The organism is Candidatus Njordibacter sp. Uisw_002 (assembly GCF_047730155.1).
In the GTDB taxonomy this organism is placed as follows: domain Bacteria; phylum Pseudomonadota; class Gammaproteobacteria; order Pseudomonadales; family Balneatricaceae; genus Njordibacter.
On record NZ_CP159832.1, the window covers coordinates 1,155,453 to 1,167,303 of the forward strand.

General features: G+C 44.3%; 13 protein-coding genes and 1 pseudogene. 11 read left to right on the plus strand and 3 right to left on the minus strand.

Going from position 1 to position 11,851, the window contains the following annotated elements; genetic code table 11:
* The first annotated feature begins 2 nt into the window (after positions 1 to 2).
* The 6 genes and pseudogenes from ABXT42_RS05465 to ABXT42_RS05490 all read left to right on the plus strand — a co-directional run bounded on the left by ABXT42_RS05465 (position 3) and on the right by ABXT42_RS05490 (position 5,120).
* Positions 3 to 1,448, plus strand: a complete 1,446-nt coding sequence (locus tag ABXT42_RS05465; protein WP_443629361.1) for an aldehyde dehydrogenase family protein — start codon at positions 3 to 5, stop codon at positions 1,446 to 1,448.
* A 27-nt stretch (positions 1,449 to 1,475) separates the two neighbouring features.
* A pseudogene (locus tag ABXT42_RS05470) lies at positions 1,476 to 1,664 on the plus strand (rubredoxin); the annotation flags it as partial.
* A 129-nt stretch (positions 1,665 to 1,793) separates the two neighbouring features.
* Complete coding sequence (locus ABXT42_RS05475; protein ID WP_443629447.1) at positions 1,794 to 2,891, plus strand: FAD-dependent oxidoreductase; 1,098 nt, start codon at positions 1,794 to 1,796, stop codon at positions 2,889 to 2,891.
* 112 nt (positions 2,892 to 3,003) lie between these two features.
* Positions 3,004 to 4,401: an ATP-dependent RNA helicase DbpA gene (gene dbpA / locus ABXT42_RS05480; protein ID WP_443629362.1), complete on the plus strand. Its 1,398-nt coding sequence runs from the start codon at positions 3,004 to 3,006 to the stop codon at positions 4,399 to 4,401.
* Between the two features lies 1 nt (position 4,402).
* Complete coding sequence (locus ABXT42_RS05485; RefSeq protein ID WP_443629363.1) at positions 4,403 to 4,783, plus strand: hypothetical protein; 381 nt, start codon at positions 4,403 to 4,405, stop codon at positions 4,781 to 4,783.
* A 1-nt stretch (position 4,784) separates the two neighbouring features.
* Positions 4,785 to 5,120 carry a zinc ribbon domain-containing protein YjdM gene (locus ABXT42_RS05490; RefSeq protein WP_443629364.1) on the plus strand — a complete coding sequence of 112 codons (336 nt, stop codon included), beginning with the start codon at positions 4,785 to 4,787 and terminating at the stop codon, positions 5,118 to 5,120.
* Positions 5,121 to 5,137: 17 nt separating this feature from the next.
* Here the strand turns inward: ABXT42_RS05490 and ABXT42_RS05495 are convergent, their stop codons facing one another.
* Positions 5,138 to 5,749, minus strand: a complete 612-nt coding sequence (locus tag ABXT42_RS05495; RefSeq protein WP_443629448.1) for an IMPACT family protein — start codon at positions 5,747 to 5,749, stop codon at positions 5,138 to 5,140.
* Between the two features lie 252 nt (positions 5,750 to 6,001).
* Here ABXT42_RS05495 and ABXT42_RS05500 point away from each other — a divergent pair, with 252 nt between their 5' ends.
* From ABXT42_RS05500 to aceK, 3 genes are all read left to right on the plus strand, one after another.
* The gene (locus ABXT42_RS05500) at positions 6,002 to 6,556 is read left to right on the plus strand and encodes a peroxiredoxin (protein ID WP_443629365.1); all 555 of its coding nucleotides are present in this window, start codon (positions 6,002 to 6,004) and stop codon (positions 6,554 to 6,556) included.
* A 159-nt stretch (positions 6,557 to 6,715) separates the two neighbouring features.
* On the plus strand, positions 6,716 to 7,525 hold the full coding sequence (gene tcdA, locus ABXT42_RS05505; protein ID WP_443629366.1) for a tRNA cyclic N6-threonylcarbamoyladenosine(37) synthase TcdA: 810 nt from the start codon (positions 6,716 to 6,718) through the stop codon (positions 7,523 to 7,525).
* A 27-nt stretch (positions 7,526 to 7,552) separates the two neighbouring features.
* Positions 7,553 to 9,289: a bifunctional isocitrate dehydrogenase kinase/phosphatase gene (aceK, locus tag ABXT42_RS05510; RefSeq protein WP_443629367.1), complete on the plus strand. Its 1,737-nt coding sequence runs from the start codon at positions 7,553 to 7,555 to the stop codon at positions 9,287 to 9,289.
* Here aceK and ABXT42_RS05515 read toward each other — a convergent pair.
* Positions 9,286 to 9,510, minus strand: a complete 225-nt coding sequence (locus ABXT42_RS05515) for a DUF1289 domain-containing protein (protein WP_443629368.1) — start codon at positions 9,508 to 9,510, stop codon at positions 9,286 to 9,288. The genes aceK and ABXT42_RS05515 overlap by 4 nt on opposite strands.
* Before the next feature lie 94 nt (positions 9,511 to 9,604).
* On the opposite strand from ABXT42_RS05515, the gene ABXT42_RS05520 reads away from it, so the two are divergent.
* Both ABXT42_RS05520 and ABXT42_RS05525 read left to right on the plus strand, forming a co-directional pair.
* A complete protein-coding gene (locus ABXT42_RS05520; protein WP_443629369.1) occupies positions 9,605 to 10,126 on the plus strand; it encodes a hypothetical protein in 522 nt (173 codons plus the stop codon).
* A gap of 20 nt (positions 10,127 to 10,146) precedes the next feature.
* Complete coding sequence (locus ABXT42_RS05525; RefSeq protein WP_443629370.1) at positions 10,147 to 10,995, plus strand: DMT family transporter; 849 nt, start codon at positions 10,147 to 10,149, stop codon at positions 10,993 to 10,995.
* Here the strand turns inward: ABXT42_RS05525 and ABXT42_RS05530 are convergent.
* Positions 10,990 to 11,820 (minus strand): class I SAM-dependent methyltransferase, encoded by an 831-nt coding sequence (locus ABXT42_RS05530; protein ID WP_443629371.1) that lies wholly within the window; start codon positions 11,818 to 11,820, stop codon positions 10,990 to 10,992. The genes ABXT42_RS05525 and ABXT42_RS05530 overlap by 6 nt on opposite strands.
* Between the last annotated feature and the right edge of the window lie 31 nt (positions 11,821 to 11,851).

An 11,851-nucleotide genomic window follows, 5' to 3' on the forward strand; every position in this document is an offset into this window, starting at 1 on the left:
CCATGAATTTGCTTCAACAAGATTTGCCCCATAGCAATAATTTTATTAATGGCAAATGGGTAGATAGCCAAGAGTGTATTAATATAGAAAACCCAGCTACTGGCGAACTTATAGGCACCATCGCTCGTGCGACGCCCGCCCATGTAGATCAAGCAGTCAGTGCAGCTCGTGAATGCCACAATCAGCGTCGTATAGCAGGCATGGCGCCCTATGAGCGTATGCAATTACTCCATGCCATTGCAGGGGAGATAAGGGCTTTAGCCACACGTGGCGGTATGCTTTTGTGTTTAGAAAATGGCAAGCCATTAAGCGCTGCGCAGTGGGAATTTGAAGAAGCTGCGCGCTATTTTGAATATTATGCAGGCATGGCTGATAAGATTGAAGGGAGGTCTATTCCCCTAGGTGATGGACTGGTAGATTTCACCGAATACGAGCCTTTTGGTGTGTCTGCACAAGTTATTCCATGGAATTTCCCTGTGTCTTTAGTGGCTAGATCTTTGGCTCCTGCTTTGGCTGCGGGTAATAGTGTGGTGATCAAGTCGCCTGAGTTAACACCACTAGCAGTGGCCTTGTTAGGTGAGGCCATGGTTAAGGCTAATGTACCAAATGGAGCTGTAAATATTTTATGTGGCTATGGCCATGACACCGGTGCTGCACTGGTAGCCCATAGTGATATCGACCAAATTGTATTTACAGGATCTGTGGCAACGGGCCAAGCCATTATGCAAGCGGCAGTAGAGCATGTAGTGCCTTGTGTGATGGAACTTGGTGGTAAGTCTGCAGGTGTAGTGTTTGCAGATGCTGACCTAGACCAAGTGATCAACAGTGCAGATGTGGGTAACCTTTTTAATGCAGGGCAGGTGTGCTCTGCCATGTCTCGACTTATCGTGCATGAGAGCGTGTATGAACAAGTGAAGCAGCGTTTGGTAGCGCGTTTTTCTGCTAAACAGGTAGGTGCAGGCTTAGACGAAGCAGATGTTACCCCGATACTCACCAAAACTCAGCTAGATAAGATTACCGCCATGTGTGCGCGCTCTCAAGAGCAAGGTGCACACTGTGTGTTAGGTGGCACGCCATTGGATAAAGCAGGCTATTTTATGCCACCCACTATTATAGAAGCTGATGTTCAGGCAGACATAGCCCAGCAAGAAGTATTTGGGCCGGTGCTTGTGCTAATGAAATTTAACACCCCTAAAGAAGCATACGACATGGCTAACGGCACCGAGTTTGGTTTGGTGGCTGGCGTATTCACAAAAGACTTAAGCTTAGCGCTGCAGGCAAGTAGGCAGCTTGTGGCAGGGCAGGTGTTTGTGAACGAGTGGTTTGCTGGTGGCATAAGCACACCTTTTGGCGGCGTAGGAAAATCTGGTTTTGGACGTGAAAAAGGTCAAGAAGCTTTGTATAATTACGTGCGTACTAAAAATATTGCCATTCGTTTAACACCCTAGTAACCGTTAACTCATTGAGAATCAAACATGTCTTCTTCTGACCAGTGTGCGCCATATAAAAAATGGCTGTGTATTATTTGTGGCTTTATTTATGACGAAGCGATCGGCTGGCCACATGATGGCATAGAGCCAGGCACTCGCTGGGATGACGTGCCAAGTGATTGGCTATGCCCTGATTGTTTAGTGGGTAAAGAAGACTTTGAAATGATTGAAATGCCTGCAGCGCCTGTGCTTTCTGGCGCTAATACCACGGCAGCCGCTGCAGTGTTATCTGCTACACAAAAGCCCCAAGGCGCTATAGTCATTGTAGGCTCAGGCTATGCCGGCTACAACCTAGCAGAAGCGATGCGCAAGCTAGATAGCCAAGCAGAAATAGTAGTGCTCACTCAAGATGATGGTAAACACTACTCCAAGCCTGCATTGTCTACAGGCTTAAACATGCAACAAAGCGCCAAAGATTTAGTGGTAGAGATGCCACTAGACCGGGCCAATAGATTAAATGTTCGTATCATTACCCACTGTGTGGTGGAGCGTATAGACACCCAAGCCAAAACTTTAATCACCAACATAGGCAAGCAACCTTTTGGCCAGCTTGTATTAGCCCAAGGTGCCCATGCGATTAAGATTCCATTTGCAGGTGATGCCAGCAATGACGTGATCAGCGTGAATGACTTGCAAGACTACAGCAAATATAGAGACCTGCTAGAAGGTAAAGAGCGAGTATTACTTATTGGTAACGGCTTAATAGGCTGCGAATTTGCTAATGACCTAGCTTCAGTGGGCAAAAAAGTAAACCTAGTGGGGCTTACCTCTTGGCCTATGGATCGTTTGTTGCCAAAAGAAGTAGGCACAAAGTTACAAACATCATTGGCAGATATTGGCGTGAAATGGTGGTTAGATAACACTGTGGCATCTATTAATTACACCAATCCATCAAACTCAAGCATGGGTTATACAGTAGTGCTAAAAAGTGGCGATACGCTTGAAGTAGACGTGATAGTTTCTGCCGTAGGCTTACAAGCTCGCACACAGCTTGCCATGAATGCAGGCATTACTTGCGGCGTGGGCATTAAAACAGACTCACGCTTAATGACTAATGTACCCCATATTTATGCCCTGGGTGATTGTGTAGAGTTTAATGGCCAGCTACAGCCCTACATTGCCCCAATATATTGGGGTATTCAAGCCTTGTCTAAAACGCTAACTGGCACTTCCACCGAGGTAAGCTATCCTCAAATGACTGTAGTGGTTAAAACGCCAGTGTGCCCAATTACCTTATTGCCACCAACCTATGGGCAACAAGGCCAATGGCACGTAGAGCCAGGTGAGAAGGGCATAATTGCACGATTTAACGACAGTGATGGCACGCTGTGCGGCTTTGTATTACAAGGTGATGCGGTCGATCAACGTCAGCACCTACTAGAGCAGATGATAAGCAACTAATACAGCGTTATTCTGTTATTATGGGCGCCTCAGCTTAGGCTGGCTTAGTAAAGGCATTGTGCTAGCTTTAGCACTGCCTTCTTTGTCCCCCAATTAATACACGAGAAAGACCTTGTCACAAGATTCGCAATACGATTTCGCCACCTTAGGCCTAAATTCAGCCCTTATAGATAACCTAGCAAGCCTAGGTTATAAAGAAATGACACCTATTCAGGCCCAAGGCCTACCACCTATCCTAGCCAATAAAGATGTGATTGCTAAGGCAAAAACAGGCTCTGGAAAAACGGCTACCTTTGCACTTGGCCTACTTAATAAACTCAACGTAAAACGCTTTCGTGTACAAACCTTGGTGTTGTGCCCTACGCGTGAGCTAGCAGATCAGGTGTCTGTAGAAATCCGCAAACTAGCCCGTGGCATCCATAACATTAAAGTGCTTACATTGTGTGGTGGCATGTCTTTTGGGCCGCAAGTAGGCTCATTAGAGCATGGTGCGCATATCATTGTAGGCACCCCAGGGCGCGTGGAAGAACACCTACGTAAAGCAAATCTTAATCTAGATAACCTCACTACCTTAGTGCTTGATGAAGCCGATAGAATGCTAGACATGGGTTTTCAAGAAGCCTTAGACAATATTATCAGCTACATGCCCACACAGCGCCAAACCATGCTGTTTAGCGCCACATACCCATCTAAAATTGAAAACATTGCTAAGCGCATCATGCAATCGCCAGTGACGGTAGAAGTGCAAGACAGCCACAGCAAACAAAGCATCGTGCAAACCCTGTATCAGGTAGAAAGTGATGAATCACGCATAGAAGCAGTGCAGCTTTTATTACAAGCTCACCAGCCTGAAACTACGCTCATCTTTTGTAATACCAAAATAGAAACAGATCAAGTGGCTAATGCACTGCGTGCTGCAGGCTATGAAGCTTTGGCGCTACATGGTGATTTAGAGCAAAAGCAACGTGACCAAACTTTGGTGCGTTTTTCTAACCGTAGTGCTTCTGTACTGGTGGCCACAGATGTGGCGGCTCGTGGCCTAGACATTGAAGCGCTCGATTTGGTGATCAACTACCAAGTAGCACGTGAGCTAGAAGTGCACACCCATCGCATAGGTCGCACAGGCCGTGCAGGGGCTCAAGGCCTAGCATGCACTTTGCATACACAAAAAGAAAATCACAAAATTGGTTTACTTGAAGATTACCTAAAGCAAAAGCTTGAACGTGACGACTTACCGCCTATTAAACTTTTGCGTCAGCCTCCATTTTCACCTGCTATGGTAACCATACAAATAGGTGGTGGTAAAAAGCAAAAAGTAAGGGCTGGTGATATTGTAGGCGCGTTAACAGGTGCTGATGGTATACCCGGAACAGAAATCGGCCGCATACAAGTGGGCGATCAATGGGCCTATGTGGCGGTCACCCAAGCTTATGGAAATACAGCATTTAATAAGCTAAGCGAAGGCAAACTTAAAGGCCGTAACTTTAAAGTAAGACGTTTAAGAGGTTAGTATGAGTTTAAATTTGTTATTACGTATCAACAGCGTCTCGTGTTTGCTGTTTGGTTTGGTGATGCTGCTAAAAACCGATGCTGTAAACCTTTTGATAGGCACTGAAAAAACCATGCTGATGCATTCCATAGGCATTATTTTAGTGTGTAACGGCGTATTGCTCCTTGTGGCGTCATTGCGTAAGCAGATTCAAGCCCATGAAGTCATGTTCTTTGTATTAGGTGATTATGGCTGGACTATCTTAACTGTTGCGCTAATCAGCGCAGAAGCGGTGATTATAGACCCCGTGGGTATCAGAGTGACATTTGTCATTGCGCTATTCACTGCGATGATGGGTGCGTTGCAATTTAAACATTACAAAATTCTTAAAGGCAGTATATAACATGTCCGAATTACCTCATTGCCCAAAGTGTAGCTCACCTTACACCTACGAAGATGCCAGTCAGTATGTTTGTCCAGAGTGCGCCCATGAGTGGTCTATAGATGGCACAGACGATGACGAAGACAACAAAGTAATACGCGATAGCAACGGCAATATTTTGCAAGACGGTGATACTGTCACCGTGATCAAAGACCTTAAAGTAAAAGGCTCTTCGTTGGTGGTGAAAGTAGGCACAAAAGTGAAGGGCATACGCCTTGTGGATGGCGATCATGACATTGATTGCAAAATTCCAGGTGTGGGCGCTATGAAACTTAAATCAAAGTTTGTTAAAAAATAGTAAGCCCAGCACTTAATTTATAGCGCAGGCATTATGTAAGCATGTGCCAGCGGGCCTAAGTCTTGCTCAAGTGCGGGTACATTCTCTACGGGTATCAAAAGCGCTAGAGTGAGGCTATCTCCGTAGTCTCTTTGTTGAATCACAGCATCATGCCTTTGGCACAAATGCTCTATACGCCCCATCAAATCATAAGGGCAGGCCAAGCTAATGTGCTTTAGTTGGCGCTTTGTTTGCCTAGGGCAGGCCTCCACCACCAGTTTTACCGCATCTGTATATGCTTTTACTAGGCCACCTGTGCCAAGTTTTGTGCCACCAAAATACCGGCACACCACCACACTCACTTCCCCTATACCACAATGGCTAAGCACTTGAAGCATAGGCTTACCTGCCGTGCCAGATGGCTCTCCAGCGTCACTTAAGCCCCAAAAGGTGCTGTTATCCGGTGCGTCAGCCACCACCGCCCAGCAATGGTGACTTGCGTCTGGGTATTTTTTACGCATATCGTTTAGGTGAATATCGCATTCACCACGGCCTATGGTGTGACGTAAATTAGCAATAAAGTGACTGTTTTTTACTGCAAGGGTTAGCTCTAGGTCTTCACCTTGTAAGTTTGGAATTTGGTAGGTAATGGGCTACTCACGCTTTTGGACAAATGTCGTTACTAGGGTTATGGTTTTGATGTGCCAATATACTATAAATAGCGACGGCAGGGAGGGTTGGGTGTGGTAGGTTTTTAAGCAACCAATAATTACATACTAGCCATAGTGTAAACGATTAAAATAAAATCTTGTAATAATGGATATTTTTTGGTTATAGTTGAGTTTGTAAGCTTCCAACCAACCTTTTGTGTACTTGGGTGTTGCTAATATCAGGATGCAATAATGGACTTAAGCAAACTTCCAGAAAATCTCCCACCACCCATTGATGATGGTGCTGCGGCTCATCTTGACTTAAAAAGATTACCAAACCTCTCGTTGCTAGCAACTAATAATGAAACAGTTTGTATTAGCGATATATCAGGCCTTGTTGTGTTTTACGTTTACCCAATGACGGGGCGTCCAGACACACCCCTGCCTACAGACTGGGATGAGATTCCAGGAGCAAGAGGCTGCACGCCTCAATCTTGTAGCTTTCGAGACCATTATTCACAGCTGCAAAAATATAATGCTAGTGTCTATGGCGTAAGTGTTCAGCCTTCTAAGTATCAGCGCGAAGCAAAACAACGATTGCATCTCCCTTTTGAATTGCTAAGTGATGTGAACCTTGAGCTTAAACAGGCGTTGCAGTTGCCCACCTTTGAGGCAGAGGGGATGGAGCTCTACAAACGGATAACCTTGATCGTTTGTGATGGGGTTATCGTTAAAGTTTTTTATCCAGTATTTCCACCAAGCAATAATGCTGATGAAGTATTGAAATGGTTGCAATCAAACGCTTAAAAACCTTTTTCACGCTCACTTTTAGATACTCAATTAGGCCATTTAAAGTAAATGTCAGCGCTTCTATTTAATTACAATCAATAGATCATTGTATTCTAGCGACACACCACCCCAAGCAGGTACAATGGCCCCACATATTACCCACATGCACTTGTTTAAATGACTCAACAAAAAGGTTTTGATGGTGTCCAAAGGTTATACGGCACGCACAGCTACGAAGCGATAACAAAGGCGCATATTTGCGTAGTTGGCATAGGGGGTGTGGGCACTTGGGTGGCAGAAGCTTTAGCGCGTTCTGGCGTAGGGCAGATCACGCTAATAGACATGGATGATGTAGCCGAGTCCAATATAAATCGTCAATTAGTCGCATTGTTATCTACTGTTGATCAAGCCAAAATAGACGTCATGGCACAGCGCATTAAAGATATAAACCCCCATTGTAAAGTTAACTTAATAGAAGAGTTTGTGGGTGAAAATAACTTAGAAGCATGTTTAAACCAAGGTTATGATTACGTGATAGACGCGTGTGACTCTATTAAGGCTAAAGCTATGATGGTGTCTTGGTGTAAATTGCGCAGGGTGCCCATTATTACTATTGGTGGAGCAGGTGGTCAGCGTGACCCAAGTAAAGTAAAAATTGTAGATTTAGCCATGACGCGGGTAGACCCACTGGCTGCCAAATTAAGGTCTGTGCTGCGCAGCCAGTATGGGTTTAGTAAAAACCTTAAAAGCAGGTTTCGTATAGAGTGTGTGTGTTCTACAGAGCAGCTGTATTACCCACAGCCAGATGGCAGTGTGGGCTGGGCTAAAAGTGCCAATGTAGCAGGTGCAAAGATGGACTGTAGTCGTGGCTTTGGCGCGGTAAGCTTTGTTACAGGCACTTTTGCATTCATTGCTGTTGGCCGAGTGTTGGATAAAATAGTAGCTAAGCATCTTAGACTCCAGTTAGACTCAAGTAAGGCTCCGTAGGCAACAAAAGAAATAAAAGGATTTATCATGGCGTTAAGTAATATTCATGCAGGTCAAATTGCAGGCATTATCAACACCGGTTTTACCGAGTATCGGGTGCAGTTTGAACACATTTCATCCGGTGCTAAACGCCGCTTTGAAAAAGCCCTTTGGCAAGACGTGCAAGCCAGCGGCATGCAACGTATAGACCTGTATGGACAGATGGTTGCGTTGGTGAACACACAGCTTGATGAATTTAGACTCGCTCAAAAAATTAAGCCCGAAAAAGCATCAGACTGGGAGCTTGTTAAAGCTCAGTTTGAGTTACTAATGCCACAGCGCACAGATCCTGAGCTTGCCGAAACCTTTTTTAATTCTATATTTTGCCGAGCTTTTAGACACAGCTCCCTTCGTGAACAACGTATGTTTTTATTTAGCTCTTCAGCGGCTGCACCTAAAGAGTTAGCTCAGGATATGTATAAAGAATACAACACCAGTAAGGGTGTTGTAGGCATGGTAAGCGATATATTAGATGACTATGCCTTTGACGTGCCCTATGCCAATAAACGCTTAGACGTGATTAACCTAGTGGGTATTATCAAAGAAAACACAGATTTTCGTATGGCCATGACAGACCAAACACGGGTACAAATATTAAAATCTGTATTTTATCGAAATAAAGGCGCTTATTTGGTAGGCCAGCTAGTTAATCCTTCTCACAGCCAGCCCTTTGTAATTCCCTTGTTAAATGATGAAAAACAAGGCATTTATACGGATACTTTAATCACAGATTCTGATGATGTAAGTATTATCTTCAGTTTTACACGTTCTTATTTTATGGTGGAAGCGCCAGTGCCTGCAGAGTTTGTAGGCTTTTTGCAGCATATTTTGCCGGCTAAGCCATTGGCTGAAATTTACACTAATATTGGGTTTTTCAAGCATGGTAAATCTGTATTTATGCGTGATTACCTGCAGCATATGGACAACTCCACAGACCAGTTTATTATTGCTCCAGGCATCAAAGGCATGGTGATGACGGTGTTTACTTTGCCATCACTAGACATTGTATTTAAGATTATTAAAGATAAATTTGCCCCGCCTAAAGCCATGACAAAAGCGGTGGTAAAAGAGAAGTATCACTTGGTAAAAGTGCATGACCGAGTAGGGCGTATGGCCGACACCCAAGAGTTTAAACACTTTGCGTTTGATAAAGGTCGTTTTTCACAAGAACTCATTGATGAGCTTTTGACAGTGGCACCTAGCATGATAAAAATGGTGGGCAATTACGTAGTGATAGAGCAGCTATACGTAGAGCGTCGCATGACTCCGCTTAATATCTATATAGACACCGCCAGTGATGCACAGCTGTATGATGTGATCGATGAATATGGCAATGCTATAAAACAGCTTGCAGCTGCTAATATATTTCCAGGTGACATGTTGTTTAAAAACTTTGGTGTGACAAGACACGGTCGTGTAGTGTTTTATGACTACGATGAAATTTGTTATTTAACCGAATGTAATTTTAGAAAAATACCAGAAGCCATGTATCCAGAGCAAGAGCTTGCTAGTGAGCCTTGGTATTCTGTAGGGCCTTATGATGTCTTTCCTGAAGAGTTTCATGTGTTTTTGGCAGGAAGGCCTAGAATTGCCAAAACATTTCGCCAAATTCATAGTGATATTTTTGATGCAGACTATTGGAAATCACTGCAGGCCGATATAGTAGATGGACAAGTAAAGGACGTATTTCCTTATCGTCGTAAGAAACGTTTTTTGTCTGCTTAGTTTTTCTCAGCTGCTTGTCTTAGAGCCACTTGGGCAAGGCTTTTAAGCTTGTCATCTTTGCTCATTATCATCCAGTTGCGCACCTCACCTTGGCTGCGATAACAACCTTTGCACACTAGTTCATCTTTTTTAAACTGGCATACTTTCACACAAGGCGAGGGGATAGTATGATCGATGTTTCTAACAGGGCGTGCTCTGCGGCGCATAACATTTTTTCTCACTAATATTCAGGCTCTATTATGGCCCGAGTTAGGCGCACAGGAAAGACCTGTGTGTTAGAATATATCCTCTTTTTAGGGTTTAGGAACATTCTTCATGTTAGGTAGAATTGGATTTGTCTGGGGTGCTATTGGTGTCATCTGTTTACTGATGTTTTCCGCCTTACGCCTATCTAAGATTGCTTTAGAGTTTTTACTTTATCCCACCCATATATGGCACTGGCTGATTTTAGTGCTGTGGGTAGCATTTATGGCATACTCAGAGGGCTATAAAGGCTTTCAGCGAACATTTTCTCCACGTGTAGCTGCTCGTTTATTGTGGCTAAAAAACAATCCTAAAATGTGGTTAGTCATTTTTGCACCCTTATTTGCCATGGGGTTTATCTACGCATCTAAAAAACGCACTATTATCTCTTACACTATATTAGTAATGGTGCTGGCCTTTGTAGCTATTGCCATAAACTTACCTCAGCCTTGGCGGCCACTTGTGGACGCTGGTGTAGTGGTAGGGCTGTTGTGGGGCACAACTGCCACATGGTGGTTTATATTGGCTGCTCTGCGCACTGACATCAGCACAGTAAACCCAGATCTACCAAAATCGGCTAATCAACATTCATAGAACATGTTATAGGAACTACCATGCGCGCTATTTTTTGGATGCTAGGCTCCATTGCATCATTTTGTTTAATGGCGGTAGCTGCTCGTGAGTTAGATGGCCATATTGATAAGTTTGAATTGCTCGCCATACGCAGCACGGTGGGAATCATACTTTTAGTGATTATTATGAATGTTATTAAGCGCCCTACGCTTATGTACACCAAACGCATGAACACTCATTTATTGCGTAATGTTTTTCACTTTATAGGGCAGTTTAGCTGGCTGGTAGGCATTGGTTTACTACCCCTTGCCCAAGTTTTTGCCATAGAATTTACAGTGCCTTTGTGGGTGTTAATTATGGCTTCACTGTTTCTTGGTGAAGCGATTACTAAACGGAAAGTCTTGGCTGTGGCATTAGGTCTAGCAGGTGTGGCGGTGATTTTGAAGCCGGGTATGCAAATGTTAAACACTGGCGCCATAGTGATGCTTATTGCCGCCTTGTGCTTTGCTGTGACCTTCATTGTAAGTAAATCACTTCTCACTACAGAGCACCCACTGACTGTTGTATTTTACATGACTCTTATACAATTGCCTTTAAGTGCTTTGATGGCAGGTGCCGATTGGACGATGCCACAGCCATGGATGTGGCCCTGGGTAATAGCTGTAGCTCTTACAGGATTGTCTGCCCATTATTGCTTGGCTAAGTCTTTCCAGCTGGCTGATGTGAGTGTAGTGATTAGTGTGGATTTTTTACGTTTGCCGATCATAGGCGTAATAGGCATGTGGCTTTATAATGAGCCTTTAGAAGTGACTGTGATCTTTGGTGGAGTGCTTATGCTTTTAGCCAACTTAGCTAACCAGTGGCGTATCAAGCCGCCTACGATCTTATAGAGCTTCACGCAGGCTTATACTTACGACCTGTAAAGTGCCTGCTTCAATATTGTATAGCATATTGGCACTCATATCGGCGGCCATAGCGCCCAGTGCCAGTGAAGGTGTAAACAAGGGTTTAGATGTTGTAGGAGTGGCTGCGCCTGAGCCTGAGGTTGGCTTTGGTGTGCGTGCCTGTCTTATCCAATGTAGGGCCGCATTGGTGTCATCTTCAAAATGATTCACCTCAAACCCTGCCTTAACAGCTAAACTATTAAAGCTAGCCCATGTACACAAATGGCTCTCATCTTTTTTATTCGCCCACGGGGTGGGGTAGATGATGTCTGCTTCTGTGGCATTGGGTTGCAACATAACTTCGTGCATTAGCACTTGCCCACCAGGCTTAAGCACTGCGTATAAGCCTTTGAGCAAATCGCCTTTTTGTTTAATATTCATACATGCGTGCTGGCTAATCACAAAATCAAAGGTGTGTTTTTCAAAGGGCAAATGCAAGATGTTACCCACCACAAACTGGCACTTTGGTGCTGGGTGAATGCTGGCGCTGAGCATTTTTGCGGCGTCGATGTAGCTAGTGTTAATATCTAGCCCCACCATAGAGCAGCCATGCTTAGCCCACACTAGCCTGCTGGTGCCACCTAATCCGCAGCCAATATCTAGGCCGTAGCTAATATCCAAGGTATTATCTAAGCTGTTATCTAGCCAATCAAGTAGCTTATGTGTGGCGCCAATACCCCCTAAGTGAAGCTGGTCAATGCCACAAAAATCTTCCACCTGCCATTTTTCAGGTGGAGCTTTTTTGATTAATTGGGCTAATTTTTCAAGCATTTTACTAACCTTTATAACCCAGCTAAACCAA